Source organism: Indolivaga alginatilytica, assembly GCF_003201355.1.
In the GTDB taxonomy this organism is placed as follows: Bacteria; Bacteroidota; Bacteroidia; order Bacteroidales; family Dysgonomonadaceae; genus Dysgonomonas_A; species Dysgonomonas_A alginatilytica.
In genome coordinates, this window is sequence record NZ_QICL01000010.1 from 34,061 (window position 1) to 50,298 (window position 16,238).

Below are 16,238 nucleotides of genomic sequence, written 5' to 3' on the forward strand. Positions count from 1 at the left end.
TTGTAAATGATGTACTTTCGATTTATAACCGATTATTTCTGTTGTGCTATGACTAAAGTAATAAAAGGTCTGAGCCCTTAAATAGTCTCAATGTTTATTACATCTTCTAATTTAATATCTTCAGAAGAAGAGCCTATCATAATTTTAAATTTTCCGGGTTCTACAATTCGTTTCATTTGCTGATCAATGATTGTGAAATCATTTTCGGAAAGTTCAAATGAAACAGTTTTACTTTCCCCTTTCTTCAAATTAATACGAGAGAAGTGCTTTAGTTGTTTTACCGGACGAACTGTTGATGCAACTTCATCGCGTATATAAAGTTGAGCAACTTCATCACCATCAAAGTTACCTGTATTTGTAATTGTAAATTCTGCTGTATAGCGTGTATTATTTACTTTGCGAATAACGAGATTATTATATTCAAAAGAAGTATAGCTCAAACCAAAACCAAATGGGTAAAGTGGAGCTTGAGTCATTTCTACATAATCATGGCTCTTTGGATTTCTCTGATTGTAATATACCGGTAGTTGACCAACTGAACGAGGCACAGAAATAGGTAAACGACCTGCGGGGGTATAATCTCCAAATAGAATATCAGCAATAGCGTTTCCTCCTTCTTGCCCCGGATACCATGCTGTAAGAAGTGCGTCTGCATTTTCATCAGCCCAATTCATATTTAAGGGGCGACCTTCAATATATACTAGAATAATCGGTGTTCCTGTTGCTTTTACAGCTTTTAATAGATCAAGTTGTTTTCCCATTAAGTCAAGTGATGCTCTATCGTATCCTTCGCCACTTTCCATATCGCTGATATTGTCTTTTGAAGCAACGGCAGCTCCTGTGTCGATATATTTTGTTTTGAAGTCGCGAGCGCTTGATCCTCCTACTACAATTATTGCAACATCTGCATTTTTTGCAGCAGCAACAGCCTGCTGAATTTCTAGGTTTGTAGTATCTCTTATTGCTGTTCCTTTTACATATTCAATCTGAGCAGTACTCAGTTTTGATTTTATTCCATCTAAAACAGTCTTTATATTGTCTCTTTCCTGAGGTGCTGTATAGTCTCCTAATTGATTGTATATATTATCTGCATTAGGACCTATTATAGCTATTTTTTTGATGTCTTTGTTTAGAGGCAGAATATTATCGTCGTTTTTAAGAAGGGTAACAGATTCTTGTGCTACTTTACGAGCTAAATCGATATGTTCCTGATTTCGTACATTTTTAGCTACTTGTTTTACATCTACATAAGGATTCTCAAAAAGCCCCATTGCAAATTTCAATCTTAGAACATGGCTTACAGCTTCATTAATTACAGATTCTTTTATCTTATTATTCTTCACTGCGTCAATCAATAAGAAGAAAGCATTTCCACCTAAATCAACATCTAAGCCTGCATTAGCAGATAGAATAGCTGCATCTTGTATGTTCTCTACAACATGATGGCTTCCTTTTAAACCTTCGATACTACCAAGATCTGAAACCGTAAAACCATTAAATCCCCATTCTTTGCGAAGCACATCTTTCAATAGGTATTCATAAGAAGTACAAGGAATACCATCGATAGAATTGTATGCAGTCATCACAGACAAAGCTCCTGCTTTTACTGCTGCTTGGAAAGGAGGCAGATAATTTTCTCTAAGGTCTCTCATACCTACACTGTTTGGGTTTCCATTATGACCACCTTCGGGTACACCATAGGCTACAAAATGTTTAAGGGTTGATATAAGGCTATTCTCTTTCGTTAAATCGCCACTACCGAAACCTTTTACAAATGCTTCGCCCATGCGAGCTATCAAGATTGGATCTTCTCCATATGTTTCTTCGGTGCGAGACCAGCGAGGTTCTCTGGCTAAATCTAATACAGGGCCATAGCCTATATGTGAGCCTTGTAAGCGAGCCTCTTGTGCAATAGTAGAACTCATTTTAGTTAATAACTCAGGATTCCAAGTGGCAGCCTGACCTATTGCAGTCGGAAAAACGGTTGTTCCGATAGCCATATGTCCATGAGGACATTCTTCAGCTAAAAAGATAGGAATTCCTAAACGGGTATTTTCTATGATATATTTTTGAAGAGCATTTCCTGCCTCGGCAGCTAAAGTGGGATTTAATCCGTTTTCTAACGTTTTTTGAGTCCATGGATCAGCACGGAAAGTTGCCCATAACATACCGATTTGTCTTTCTTTTACGATATTTTCAAATTTCTTTGATTGTGTAACTTTGTTGCCTTGTTTTTCGTACATCTCCCATCCCAGTGGGCAAAGTAGCTGACCTACTTTTTCTTCGAGAGTCATACGGCTAACTAAATCCTGAGTTCGTTCTTCAACACTCAACTTAGGGTTTTTATACTTTGGCTGTGAGTATGTAGGCCCCATAGACAGAGCTATACATAAAAGCAGTAATGTGTATTTCATCAGATAATATTATTTAATTATTATGTAATTTAAAGTGAGATTTCAAACTTATCTATAGTTTCGATAAATATAAAACTATAATCAACCATTAAATACCATTTATTTATTAAATGATATGGATTAGCCATTAACATAGTATTACAGTAAAGTGGCAATTTCTTCTTAAGTATTTCTATTCTTTAAAGGAAAAATTTTACTCATAAAAAACTTATTGAGCTTCGGATAAATGACCTTTTCTACTAAATAGCTAAAAATAAGACAGATTACGAAATATACGAGATAAACTAATCGGCTTCTTCCGAATAAGAAATGTAAGAAAGTAGCTTCGTGAACAAGAAACCAATGAGAAATATATACAACATACGATACACTTGCAAAGGGAAGAAAAAGTCCTATTGTTTTATCAAAGAATTTCCAATTTGCTTTATACCATAGTAAACCTACACATATAGCAAATAAGCCTCTCCAAAGGTGTGTATTGAATAAGAATTCTTTTCCTTCGGTAGGCTCAGTAAAGGTTATAATTAAAACAGAAGCAAGGAGTACTAACAGAGGATATTTTAAATTAATAAAGGATATTTTCTTATTCGATAAATATAATCTGGCCAAATCTACACCAAACCACCAAATAACCATATCTATCATTAGTTGTACTATAAAAACAGGATAAAATTGATATAATATACTTGAGATGATACCCAAAGAATAAATAATGGCTGAAGTCTTAGTCTTATCTTTTATTTTGTTGATGATAACGAAAAAGATCATATAATACCACCACTCGTATGCAAGAGACCACAAAGGTCCATTATTGAAAAGAGGAGCAAATATGGAGTCCGGACTATTCGTATTTTGGAGCATTAAAAGGTTTGTTATTAATCGGGGTATTGTAAAACCTTCTACTCCAAATTCTATTAATTGTACAAAATAGTTTGCAATAAAAACAAATATCAATGGAATGTATATTCTGAAGAATCGTTTGAAAAAGTAGGGTTTAAATGATTTATCTGTAGATCGTTCGTATGATAGTTGAATAACAAATCCTGATATAATAAAAAAGATGGCAACTCCTAAATCACCATAATTCCAGATGAAATTGTATTCGGCTAAAGCATAAGATCTATCATGAAAAACGTGGGCAAAGGTTACATATATTGCAACAAATCCTCTAAGAGCTTCTATTTTGGTTATTTTGTTCATTCTGGAATTTCCTACAATTAATTATTTCTTTAGTCGCTCGATTCGTTGTAAAAGAGTTGGGTGTGAATAATAAATAAATACATTCCAAGGATCGGGATTTAGATTGCTTAATGATTCTACAGAAAGTTTTTTTAAACCATTGATTAGAGAATCTGCTAACCCAAAGCTTGCTGCATAAGCATCAGCTTCATATTCGTTTTTACGACTTGACATGTTCATGAATAATCCCAATAATAAGGATATGGGAGTAAACAAGATTGAAAAAGCGATGATTCCTAAATGAAAGGATGGTATTTCACCACCCAATGCTAAAGCCAAAGCCGGGCTGGTTAAGAAAAATGATAATATAAATAGTAATGCTCCTGTATACAATACTGAAGTAACCAAGTGTTGTATAATATGTTTCTTCTTGTAATGTCCTATTTCGTGTGCCAGTACAGCTACTATCTCATCTGTGGTTAGATCATTTATTAAAGTATCAAATAGGACAATCCTTTTTTTACTGCCTAAGCCCGTGAAATAAGCATTTGCTTTGGTTGATCGTTTTGAAGCATCCATTACATAAACGTTGGTAAGTTCAAAACCTGCTTTTTGAGAAAATTCTTCAATGGCATTTCTAAGCTCTCCGGATTCTAGTGGTGTTTGCTTGTTAAAAAGAGGAACAATAATATTAGAATAAAATAATGTCATAAATAAAGAGAATGCTGTAATAAGCCCCCAAGCATACAGCCATGCATACTTTCCAAAACCATCATAAAACCAAATTAATAAAGCTAAGATCGCCCCTCCTAATAATATGGAAAGAAGTAGCCCTTTCAGTTGATCAATCCAAAATATCTGTGGTGTAGATTTATTAAATCCGTACTTTTTTTCTATAACGAAAGTGTCATAAAGAGAGAAAGGTAATGATATGAATTCGTTACCAATGTACAGGATACCAATAAATGCCAGAGATACCAAAATACTATTATCGATATATCCTCTTACATATTGATCCAGATAACCGAACCCATTGAATACAAGAAGCAATAAAATTATTATAAACGATACAAATCCTGAAAATAGGCCAATTCTACTATTCTCTTTCTGGTAAGCTTGTTGTTTTTGGTATTTCTCCTGGTCATATATTCCGATTAATTGTTCAGGAATATTAGGGCTCATTCGTTTTCTATTTCTGTATGCCAGATACTGAGTCCATATAAAATCAAAAATAACGAATAATAAGATTGTGTAATATATCATATAATAATTTAGGTTCTAATAGGAGCATTTCTTTATTATTGGAAAGCTATTAATATCACTTGGGATCGCTCTTTATCGAGCAAATGTATCCCGTATATATGGCTATGCCATAAAACACTAGATCCATAAATTGAAATGTTTCTTTTACGATCATAATTATTGTATCACTATCAAGACTGGAAAATACTTCAGAGTAACTAATATTTACTTCATCAGCAATTAAGCAAACCGAACTGATAAGATTACCGATAAAGCATGTCAGTAAAGAAAGTATTGCCCCTATTACACCATATATAGGTGTTATTCCTTTCCCTAGTTTCTGGATCGAAAATCCGACTGCAAAACCTACACCTATAGCCATGTAAGTGATTTGATATTTTGTTAGTACAGTTATTAACGACCATACTGCAATACATAGAATTGAAGCTAATATTCCACCAACTAATCCCATTGGTAGATTTTGTTGTGCTCTAAGCTCTTCGATACTGATTGTATTTACTGCACTGCCCTGAATCATATTCATTGCAGTTTCATTATCAATTACATTTGCATTTGCATTATTATCACCATTTGTAGAAAACAATGATCTGCTGTTGTCAGCCTCTGGCTCATTAATAACAGATGGCTTGTTTAGATTATTGTCGGCTGATATTTCATTGTGAGTAATATCAGTCTCTTCAAAACCTTTGTTGTAATCATAATCGTGAATTTCGTCAAAATCCCTGTTGCTCATAAGTCAAATATTTTAGTGTTAGTGTTCAATCAGAAAGTCCAATTCTTTACATGTCATAGAGGGCGAAAACTCTATTATTTCATAATCTGCAAGATTATTTTGTTTAAATGGATCTTTGTTTAATAGTTGTTCCAACTCTGTTTTACTATCCATCTTAGCAAGTATAACACCCCCTGATCGGGGAACTCTTCTACCTGATGCCAGAAAATTTCCGACTCTGTATTGCTCCTTCAAATATAGGACATGGTTCTCCAAGTGAAATTCAATTTGCTCAATCGAAACTTTATACGTCAGAACGATTATAAACATAATTTTAGGTGTATTAAACTAGACTGTTACTCGGGCAAAAGGGGCAGCATCCATAGAGCAAAACTCATTGTCTAGGTATTTATAGTGTCCGGATATAGCTACCATAGCAGCGTTATCTGTTGTATAGCCAAATTTAGGTATATGAATTTTCCATCCAAAACGTTGGGCATGGTCTTCGAAAGCATCTCGTAGTCCTGAGTTTGCAGAAACTCCGCCGGCTACAGCAACTTCTTTTATATTTAGGTCTTTAGATGCTTTACGTAGTTTATCCATCAATATATCAATAATGGTCTTTTGGAGAGATGCACATAAATCCTCTTTATTATTGTCAATAAAATCGGAATCATTTTTCAGTTCGTCTCTTAAGAAATATAAGAAGGAAGTTTTCAAACCACTAAAACTGTAATTATAGCCTTGAATGTGTGGTTTATTGAATTTGAATTTATTGGGGTCACCTAGGTTTGCCAATTTGTTCACAATAGGTCCTCCGGGATAGCCTAACCCCATAACTTTTGCACATTTATCAAATGCTTCTCCGGCAGCATCATCAATAGTTTGCCCTATAATTTCCATCTCTTTATGAGACTTGACGACAATAATCTGAGAATTTCCACCTGATACCAATAAACATAGAAAAGGAAAAGATGGTTGATTTTGATCGTCTTTATCCTCCTTTATAAAATGCGCTAAAACATGAGCCTGTAAGTGATTTACATCAATCATGGGAATATTTAAAGCAGTAGATAGCCCTTTAGCGAAAGATGTGCCAACCAGTAGAGAACCCATTAAACCGGGACCTCTGGTAAAAGCGATAGCTGTTAGATCCCGTCTTGCTATACCTGCTTTTTTTAAAGCTTCATCTACTACCGGAATTATATTCTGTTGGTGAGCCCTGGAAGCCAGTTCAGGGACAACCCCTCCGTAACTTTCGTGTACCTTTTGACTGGATATGATATTGGAGAGTAAAACTCCATCTTGTATTACGGCAGCGGCAGTATCATCGCATGATGATTCTATACCTAATATATTAATCATAATTATTATAGCCTTTATATATAAAATAGTTATACAAATGTATGGGTTTATTTCTGTTTTTCAAATAGTAAAATCTTCTTATAAATATACTAAGCTATCACAAGATGCTATTCCTCAGGTTATTTATTATTAAGTGTCACTTAGACCTTTTTTTGAAATAAATACATTTTTATAATCAAAAATTTATTTAACTTTGTCCCGTACAGAAATTTTACGCAGATTCTTAAATTAATATGAAATATGTCATTACTTTATTCTTCCTTTTCATTTCATTATCATCATTGTATAGTTGTTCCAACAATAGTAAACACAGGAATGACTTTACATCGATACAAAATCAAGGCGAGCTAATTAGTATTAAACGCTTCGATCAGGATTTATACAGATACTTGCAAGTCCCGTCTTTTCAGCAACAAGACTCTTTAGCCAAATCATATGGAAAGTTCTTGGAAGCATTCGGAACTGTAACTATTAATAATAATGATGTTAGTGGTACGTCTTATTTTTCTGATTTAAAAGGGTATTTTTCAAATCCGATGCTTTCTCAAATATATAAGGATGCTTTGGATACATTTCGTGTGGTGCTTCCATATGAGAAAGAATTGTCGGTTGCAGATGAGTTGATTCAGAAGTACTTTGCGGGTAAGCAATTACCAAGATTAGGGATGCACGTTTCGGGGTTTAAAGCTAATACAATTGTTTTAGCAGATTTTATTTCAATTTCAATTGACAGATATCTGGGAGCTGATTATTCGGGTTACAAAGATTTCTTTGAAGATTACCAACGTCAACAAATGAAACCTCAAATGATTAGCCGGGATTATCTCAAAGCTTGGATTCTTACAGAAATGCCGACATCTAATAAGCGTAAAGATTTATTATCTGAAATAATAAATGAAGGAAAAACCCTATATGCTTTACAATTACTTTTACCTGATTGGAACGAAGCCGACCTGATAGGTTATACTCCCGAGCAATTGGAATGGAGTAAAAATAAAGAGAAAGAAATATGGAAAGCTACAATTGATCAGAATTATCTGTTTAGTACTGATTATATGACTATTCTAAAGTACTTGGAGGATGCACCGTATACGGCAACAATTTCAACAGATTCTCCCGGTCGATTAGGTGCATGGATAGGTTGGCAAATAGTGAAAGCCTACGCTGCAAATACGAGTGCAAGTTTAGATTCGATAATTAAAGAATCGGATATGCAGAATATTCTTAAACAATCAAAATACAATCCTTGAAATATAGACAGATATTTAAGTGAAATATCAAATAAATAAAGTTATTGACAATTGGTGTTGATAACTTTATCTTTTTATACGAATAAATTTAATGTATCTAAAGTATCTTTGATAACAGATAATATTTAATCGTATATTTTTACAGTATAACAATTCTATTACTGTTGTACTTCCCCTATTAATAAAAAGGTCTGAGACCTTAGGTAACAACTCATCATGGAAAATAATAAGAAAGGTCAGCAACGTAAAGGAGGTCGTGCTAAAGATAATGCAATGCAAAGTCCTGAGATAGGACGCATTCAACCACAAGCCAGAGAATTAGAGGAAGCTGTGCTAGGTGCATTAATGCTCGAAAAGGATGCATATTCATTAGTAAGTGATATTTTGAAACCTGATAGTTTCTATGATAATATACATCAGATTGTATATCGTGCGATTGTTAGTCTAATCTCAAAACAGGCTCCTGTAGATATGCTGACTGTTGTTGAAGAATTGAAGAAAACAGGAGAATTAGAATCCGTAGGAGGTCCTGTTTATATTGCTCAACTGACTGAAAAAGTGGCTTCTGCGGCGCATATTGAGTTTCATGCCCGTATTATAGCTCAAAAATATTTAGCACGTGAATTGATCGGTTTTTCTTCCGAGATAACTAATAAAGCTTTTGATGAAACATTTGATGTGGATGACTTGATGCAGGAGGCAGAGAGTAAACTATTCGAGATGTCGCAAGGAAACGTAAAAAAGGATGTGCAACAAATTAATCCTGTTATAAAGGAAGCATTACAGCTTTTAGAAATAGCAGCTAACCGCCCTGAAGGATTAAGCGGGTTACAAACAGGTTTTAATAATTTAGATAAAGTTACTTCGGGTTGGCAGAATTCCGACTTGATTATTATAGCTGCTCGTCCTGCGATGGGAAAAACAGCTTTCGTATTATCTATGGCTAAAAATATGTCAGTGACATATAATTACCCGGTAGCATTGTTTTCTCTGGAGATGTCAAATGTACAGCTGGTAAATCGTTTGATTGTAAATACATGTGAGATTCCCGGTGAGAAGATTAAGAACGGACAGCTTGCACCATATGAATGGGAACAGCTCGACTTTAAAATAAAAGAATTATATGATGCTCCCCTATTTATAGACGATACCCCGAGTTTATCTGTGTTTGAATTAAGGACAAAAGCACGTCGCCTTGTTCGTGAACATGGTGTGAGAATGCTTATTATTGACTACTTGCAGTTGATGAATGCCAGTGGAATGGCTTATGGTAGCCGTGAGCAAGAGGTGAGTATGATTTCTCGTTCGCTTAAGGGGTTAGCTAAGGAATTGAATATTCCTATCATCGCTCTTTCGCAGCTTAACCGTGGTGTTGAGGGACGTACAGGTATTGAAGGTAAGCGTCCACAGTTATCTGACCTTCGTGAGTCGGGAGCTATTGAGCAGGATGCGGATATGGTATGTTTTATACACCGTCCTGAATATTATAAAATATTGGAAGATGAGAAGGGTAATTCTTTATTAGGAATGGCCGAAATCATTATAGCGAAACACCGTAATGGTGCAACCGCAGACGTTTTACTTCGATTCAAAAGTGAGTTTGCCCGTTTTCAAAATGTGGAAGACGAATACAATGCCGATGGAGCACAATTCATGTCGAAGATGAGTGCTACTCCTTCTGCTGAGAGTTTTCCTCCGATGTCCGGAAATGATGTTGTTCCGTTCTGACTTTATATTCCGAAGTTATATTCCATTCATTTTCTAGTAGCGAATAATACAATCGGCTGATATATTTATCGTCCATATAAAAGTAGTCGCGTAAAGTGCCTTCATATTTGAAACCCACTTTTTTGATTACGCCTTGCGATGCAATATTATTTTCTTTGTGGCATACTTGTATTTTATGAAAGTTAATCTCTTCAAATCCATAACTCATAATGTTTCTCACAGCTTCTGCGGCATATCCTTTTCTCTGGAATTTGCTTCCTATGCAATATTCTATTTCTCCAAAATGATTTTTGTTATCCACAAGAAAGAATGCTATTTGCCCAATACAGATTTGGGTTGATTTTTCGATGATTGCCCATCTGTAATAACTATCAAGAGGATATGAATTTATATAATTAGTCAATAACTTTTTGACTTCCTCTTTAGTCGTGTATATTGGTTCCGAATACATAAATTGTATATTAGGATCACTTATCCAATAATTTAGCATGTCTTCGTTATCATAATGTGAGAATCTTCTTAATACTAGATTTTCAGATTCGATTGTTTGTGTTCCGCAATGTGTAAGCATAATTTATTTGTATTAAAGATTTTTAAAATAAAGGAGATATACCTATGATGCATTTAAGCTATTGATTTTTATTTTTGAGTATTCTCTTTAAGTAGGCAACATCTAATAAATTCACTGTCTCAAAAGTTCCTTTATAAAACACAGCCCAATTATTGAAAACACAAGGTAATTCCTTTGCTTTTTGTAGTGTATCCACTTGAATTAAAGATACAGGAACGTCTTTCATTTCACAATATTGTTTAATCATTTCAATGTTTTGATAGATAAAGGGGCATTGCATATCATAATAAATTGTCAGCTCTTTGTTTGCAATTTTTTGTTTTTTAGCATTCTGTGCGAACTTTGGCGTTGTTCCATAAAAAGAAAGTGCAAGCAATTCATATCCATTATCTGTAGTATCAACAACCTCAAAGCCGAAGCTTTTCGCAAATGATTGGTCAGAAAGCCAAGATTTTTGTTTTTTTGCTCCGAGCATACAAATGCCGGATTTACCCCTTTCCTTTGCATCAGCCAAACAATACTTCATCAGCGATGTCCCATACCCTTTTCCTTTGTAATTGCCCAAAATCCATAAGCAATACATATAATAATAGTTGTCACCGATTATGGGAACCCAAGCGGTTTCAAGAGGAGCATATTCAATAAAAACCGTACCTTTTGTATTTAACTTTCTGAAGACATGGCCTTCATTTAGTCGTTCGGAAAGCCATTGTCGCTTTGCGTCAACACCTTGATGGGGCTTTTTACTGCGGATAATGCAGCATAGATGCTCATTGTCAAGGTTTTTTGTTGTTAAGTTTATAAAATCAGCATCCATGCGTAATTCGTTGAAAATTAGATATTATTAATTGTCCGGTCGTAATGGTGTTGCTTTATTATCATTGTTGATAGATTACGAAGTGCAATATAGTGAATTTTTTAGTTCATTTTGTCTAAATGTACCACAGGTAAGGAGATAGAAAAAGAAAGGACTATCTTAATTATCTAAGATAGTCCTTTTATATAACTTATTAAAGAAGAAGCATTATCTCAAAAATAATAGTTCTCTATACTTAGGAAGAGGCCACATATTATTATCGATAATAAGTTCAAGCTTATCAATAGGATAACGGATCTCATCTAAAAATGGAGCTACCACATCATGATATTCAATTGCTTTTTCGCGTTCACTTTCAATGTTATTTGCTTTTTTACGAGCATCAATCATCCCATGTACTTTTGCATTGATTGCATTTACGTGGATCGAAATTTTTTCTATTAAGCGAATTTGTTCTTCTGCCATTTCCTGAAATTTTGCAGGATCGGTAAATATCTTTTGCAAGTTGGCTACATTTTCCAATAAAATAGATTGGTATGTAATTGCTACAGGAATGATATGGTTAAGAGCTAAATCTCCCAATACGCGTGACTCGATCTGAATTTTCTTAACGTAAGTTTCCCATTTCACCTCATTACGAGCATGAAGTTCCACTTCGGATAGGATATTAGCGAAAGTTTTAATACTTTGTTTCGAAGTATAGCTATCGTAAATAACAGGCACACTTGTTTCGCAATCCAAGCCTCTTTTCTTCGCTTCAACTTTCCATTCATCGCTATATCCGTTACCATTGAATCTGATAACTCTCGATTCTTTGATGTATTTTTTCAATACTTCATACAAAGCCTCTTCTTTAGACTTACCTTTATTGATAAGCGTATCTACTTCAATTTTGAATAATCTTAATTGTTCGGCAACAGATGCATTCAATGCAGTCATAGCAGAAGCGCAGTTTGCAGATGATCCTACAGCTCTAAATTCGAAACGGTTACCTGTAAAAGCAAAAGGAGATGTTCTGTTACGATCGGTATTGTCAAGTAAAATCTCAGGAATTTGACCTACACCTAAACTGATACCTTTTTTGTCGTCTACAACGATAGCATCTTTTACACTGCTGCTCTCGAATTTATCAAGAATATCGCTTACTTGTGTTCCTAAGAATACAGATATAATTGCAGGAGGAGCTTCATTAGCACCTAAGCGGTGAGCATTGGTTGCAGAAGAAATAGATGCCTTTAGTAAGGCATTATTTTTATGAACAGCCGCTAAGATATTTACAATAAATGTAATAAATTGAAGGTTTTCTTCAGTATCCTTACCCGGAGAAAGAAGATTAACTCCTGTATCTGTTCCTAATGACCAGTTGTTGTGTTTACCCGATCCATTGATTCCTTTGAATGGTTTTTCGTGAAGAAGTACACGGAAAGAATGGCTACGAGCAATTTTTTCCATCAATGACATAATCAATAAGTTTTGATCTACTGCCAAGTTACATTCTTCGTATATCGGAGCTAATTCAAACTGATTAGGAGCAACCTCGTTGTGGCGTGTTTTTACAGGAATACCCAATTCGTATGATTGGTACTCAAGATCTTCCATAAATTTCAACACACGTTGTGGAATTGATCCGAAATAGTGGTCTTCCAATTGTTGATTCTTAGCACTCTCGTGACTCATAAGAGTTCTACCTGTCAATGCTAAATCTGGACGTGCAGCAAATAGATCTTCATCTACAAGGAAGTATTCTTGTTCCCATCCTAAGAAGGAATATATTTTAGAAACTTGAGGATCAAAATAATGACATACGTCCATTGCTGCTTTACTTACAGCTGAGATAGATTTCAATAAAGGAGTCTTATAGTCAAGAGATTCTCCTGTATATGATATAAATATAGTTGGTATGCATAGTGTATCACCAATGATAAATGCAGGTGAAGATGGATCCCATGCCGAGTATCCGCGAGCTTCGAAAGTATTACGAAGACCTCCTGATGGGAAGCTCGATGCATCCGGCTCTTGTTGTGCTAATATTTTTCCACTAAACTCTTCAATCATACCACCGTTTCCGTCATGCTCAACAAAAGCATCATGTTTCTCGGCGGTACCATCGGTCAACGGATGGAACCAGTGAGTATAGTGTGTAGCTCCATTTTCTAAAGCCCACATACGCATACCCGCAGCTACATGCTCGGCTATTGCTCTGTCTATAACTTCTCCTTTATCAATAACTTTAGTTATAGCTTTGAAAGTCGCTTTAGACAAATACTGAATCATTGTCTTGCGGTTAAATACTTTGTTACCAAAGTATGCTGACGTCTTTTCTTTAGGCTTCTCAACCTCTACGGGTTTTCTGTTTGCAGCAGCAGCAACAGCTTTAAAACGTAACTTTGACATATTAAGCTAGTTTAATTGGGTTTTGTTATTTTAGAGTTTTATTTTTTTTAATCGAAGAACAGCTTCTTTTGTATTTTCGAGTGTACCAAAAGCAGTCAGACGCAGATATCCTTCTCCACTGGGTCCAAATCCTACTCCGGGAGTCCCTACAATATTTAATTCATTAAGTAGGTAATCGAAAAATTCCCAAGAAGACATTCCATTAGGTGTTTTCACCCAAATGTAAGGAGAGTTTACACCTCCATATACTTTTAATCCCTGCTCAGTAAGACCTTCTCTTATTATTTTGGCATTGTTTAGATAATATTCGATTGTATCTTTTACCTGTTTCTTTCCTTCGGGAGAGTAGCAAGCTTCGGCTGCACGTTGAATGACGTAAGGTACACCATTAAACTTGGTTGTATGACGGCGATTCCATAATTTATTTAAAGAAACTTCTTCGCCTTTGCTTGTATATGCCATCAAGTCTTTAGGTACTACTGTGTATGCACAACGTGTACCTGTAAATCCTGCTGTTTTAGAAAAACTACGAAACTCAATAGCTACTTTTTTAGCTCCCTCTATCTCATAGATACTATGAGGAACATCATCTTCTGTAATATATGCTTCGTAGGCAGAGTCAAATAGGATTAAAGCTTTATTTTCCAATGCATAATCAACCCAGACTTTCAATTCGCTTTTAGTAAGCGTAGTTCCCGATGGGTTGTTTGGGTAGCATAAATAGATAATATCAACTTTAGTCTTTGGTAATTCAGGTACAAAGTTATTCTCTGCTGTACAGGGTAAATATATTATTTTGGTCCATTTACCATCTGTTCCTAAATCGCCTGCACGCCCTGCCATTACATTTGTATCAATATATACAGGATATACGGGATCTGTAATAGCTACAATATTGTCAGTGCCTAAGATATCACCAATATTACCAGTATCGCTTTTAGATCCGTCACTAACAAATACTTCGTCAGTCTGAATATTTAACCCGTGAGCTTTATAATCGTTTTCTACAATTGTATTTACAAGAAAGTCGTAACCTTGCTCAGGTCCATATCCTCTGAAAGTTTCAGCAGAAGCCATTTCGTCAACAGCCTTATGCATTGCTTCAATAGATGCCTGTGGAAGTGGTTTAGTTACATCGCCAATACCCAATCGTATAACATCTGCTGTTGGGTGGGCTATTTTAAATTCGTTTACTTTTCGAGCTATTTCCGAGAATAAATAACTTCCCGGTAGTTTCGTATAATTTTCGTTTATCAATACCATTTGTACTAACTATTTTATTGGTATATTTTTCAATTAAAAACAATTTTATAAGGTCTGAGACCTTATAAAATTGTTCCTTCAAATACTGTTACGGCTTCACCGGTCATATATACATGATTGTTACTTTCACGCCATTCTATGTCTAAATCTCCGCCTAACAAATGTATTTTTATTTTTCGGTCACAATGATTATTTAAAATAGCAGCAACAGCCGCTGCACAAGCACCTGTTCCGCAAGCAAGGGTCTCCCCTGCCCCACGTTCCCAAACACGCATGTTTAAAGTGTTGCGATCTACAATCTCTATAAATTCGGTATTTGTCTTACGCGGAAATATAGGGTTTGTTTCAAACTTGGGACCTAATACTGGTAAGTTAAAATCTTTAATTCCTTCTGTAAATACTACAGCATGAGGATTTCCCATAGATACACATGAAATTTTCCATTCTTTTCCATCTATATTTAATGGATAGTTAAGAACGGGATTCTGAGTAATATTTACGGGGATTAGAATTGGATCGAGAATTGGTTCTCCCATATCTACTGTTACTTTACGAGTTTTAATGTCTCCTTCAAGTAAGGTAATGTATTTGGTTCCGGCTTTGGTTTCTAATGTAATTTCTTTTTTGTCGGTCAGTTTGTTGTCATAAACATATTTACCAACACATCGGGTTGCGTTTCCGCACATTTCAGCTTCAGAGCCATCAGAGTTAAACATTTGCATTCTGAAATCGCAACTGTCTGATGGTAATATCAGAACGAGACCATCTGATCCTATTCCGAAGTTTCTGTTGCTTAAGCTAATTGCAAGTTGAGAAGCATTTTCTATATTTTCTGTCAATCCGTTGACATAAATATAGTCATTTCCTGCACCATGCATTTTTGTAAATTTCAAATTCTTCATCCTTTTAAACACCCACTTTTTAGTCTGATATTTTTTCTACTACAAAAGTGATATAAATTATTTAATCTTGCAAGATTTAATGTGTAAATTTTATGTTTATTATAATAAAAATATCATTTTGAGACTTTTTGTTTTTTATTTGTTTCAAAAAGATAGTTTGGTGGCTTGTTCTTTAAAATTGAGATAACTCATTATATTATAGATAGATGTTTTCAGATTCTGTAATATAGAATTATATAAAACATATTATGATTTCTAAGTATGCAAATCGCTATCCTATGTGGAGGCTATCATTTCTAATTATAACTGTCTGGTTTTTCCTGAAATAATAGAAATACGAATATGATTAATGCTAATTTCCTTACATATTTAAGATTGAT

General features: G+C 34.8%; 13 protein-coding genes. 2 read left to right on the plus strand and 11 right to left on the minus strand.

Annotated features, from left to right (window positions below; genetic code table 11):
* Positions 1–77: 77 nt before the first annotated feature.
* From CLV62_RS09300 to tsaD, 6 genes are all read right to left on the minus strand, one after another.
* A complete protein-coding gene (locus CLV62_RS09300) occupies positions 78–2,414 on the minus strand; it encodes a glycoside hydrolase family 3 N-terminal domain-containing protein (RefSeq protein WP_110310510.1) in 2,337 nt (778 codons plus the stop codon).
* 162 nt (positions 2,415–2,576) lie between these two features.
* Complete coding sequence (locus CLV62_RS09305) at positions 2,577–3,614, minus strand: acyltransferase family protein (RefSeq protein ID WP_110310511.1); 1,038 nt, start codon at positions 3,612–3,614, stop codon at positions 2,577–2,579.
* Positions 3,615–3,635: 21 nt separating this feature from the next.
* Positions 3,636–4,856, minus strand: coding sequence for a M48 family metallopeptidase (locus CLV62_RS09310; protein WP_110310512.1), 1,221 nt, complete (start codon positions 4,854–4,856; stop codon positions 3,636–3,638).
* A 55-nt stretch (positions 4,857–4,911) separates the two neighbouring features.
* Positions 4,912–5,589, minus strand: coding sequence for a cell division FtsX domain-containing protein (locus CLV62_RS09315; RefSeq protein WP_110310513.1), 678 nt, complete (start codon positions 5,587–5,589; stop codon positions 4,912–4,914).
* An 18-nt stretch (positions 5,590–5,607) separates the two neighbouring features.
* Positions 5,608–5,898 carry a YciI family protein gene (locus CLV62_RS09320; RefSeq protein WP_110310514.1) on the minus strand — a complete coding sequence of 97 codons (291 nt, stop codon included), beginning with the start codon at positions 5,896–5,898 and terminating at the stop codon, positions 5,608–5,610.
* An 18-nt stretch (positions 5,899–5,916) separates the two neighbouring features.
* Positions 5,917–6,933: a tRNA (adenosine(37)-N6)-threonylcarbamoyltransferase complex transferase subunit TsaD gene (tsaD, locus tag CLV62_RS09325; protein WP_110310515.1), complete on the minus strand. Its 1,017-nt coding sequence runs from the start codon at positions 6,931–6,933 to the stop codon at positions 5,917–5,919.
* 233 nt (positions 6,934–7,166) lie between these two features.
* On the opposite strand from tsaD, the gene gldB reads away from it, so the two are divergent.
* Both gldB and dnaB read left to right on the plus strand, forming a co-directional pair.
* A complete protein-coding gene (gene gldB, locus CLV62_RS09330) occupies positions 7,167–8,183 on the plus strand; it encodes a gliding motility lipoprotein GldB (RefSeq protein WP_110310516.1) in 1,017 nt (338 codons plus the stop codon).
* A gap of 273 nt (positions 8,184–8,456) precedes the next feature.
* Positions 8,457–9,911 (plus strand): replicative DNA helicase, encoded by a 1,455-nt coding sequence (dnaB, locus tag CLV62_RS09335; protein WP_110310607.1) that lies wholly within the window; start codon positions 8,457–8,459, stop codon positions 9,909–9,911.
* Here the strand turns inward: dnaB and CLV62_RS09340 are convergent.
* The 5 genes from CLV62_RS09340 to dapF form a co-directional block, all read right to left on the minus strand.
* On the minus strand, positions 9,853–10,482 hold the full coding sequence (locus CLV62_RS09340) for a GNAT family N-acetyltransferase (RefSeq protein ID WP_110310517.1): 630 nt from the start codon (positions 10,480–10,482) through the stop codon (positions 9,853–9,855). The genes dnaB and CLV62_RS09340 overlap by 59 nt on opposite strands.
* A gap of 58 nt (positions 10,483–10,540) precedes the next feature.
* Positions 10,541–11,299 (minus strand): N-acetyltransferase, encoded by a 759-nt coding sequence (locus CLV62_RS09345; protein WP_110310518.1) that lies wholly within the window; start codon positions 11,297–11,299, stop codon positions 10,541–10,543.
* A 207-nt stretch (positions 11,300–11,506) separates the two neighbouring features.
* Positions 11,507–13,693 (minus strand): glutamine synthetase III family protein, encoded by a 2,187-nt coding sequence (locus tag CLV62_RS09350; RefSeq protein WP_110310519.1) that lies wholly within the window; start codon positions 13,691–13,693, stop codon positions 11,507–11,509.
* Positions 13,694–13,723: 30 nt separating this feature from the next.
* Positions 13,724–14,956 carry an LL-diaminopimelate aminotransferase gene (locus tag CLV62_RS09355; protein ID WP_110310520.1) on the minus strand — a complete coding sequence of 411 codons (1,233 nt, stop codon included), beginning with the start codon at positions 14,954–14,956 and terminating at the stop codon, positions 13,724–13,726.
* Positions 14,957–15,018: 62 nt separating this feature from the next.
* Complete coding sequence (dapF, locus tag CLV62_RS09360) at positions 15,019–15,858, minus strand: diaminopimelate epimerase (RefSeq protein WP_110310521.1); 840 nt, start codon at positions 15,856–15,858, stop codon at positions 15,019–15,021.
* Between the last annotated feature and the right edge of the window lie 380 nt (positions 15,859–16,238).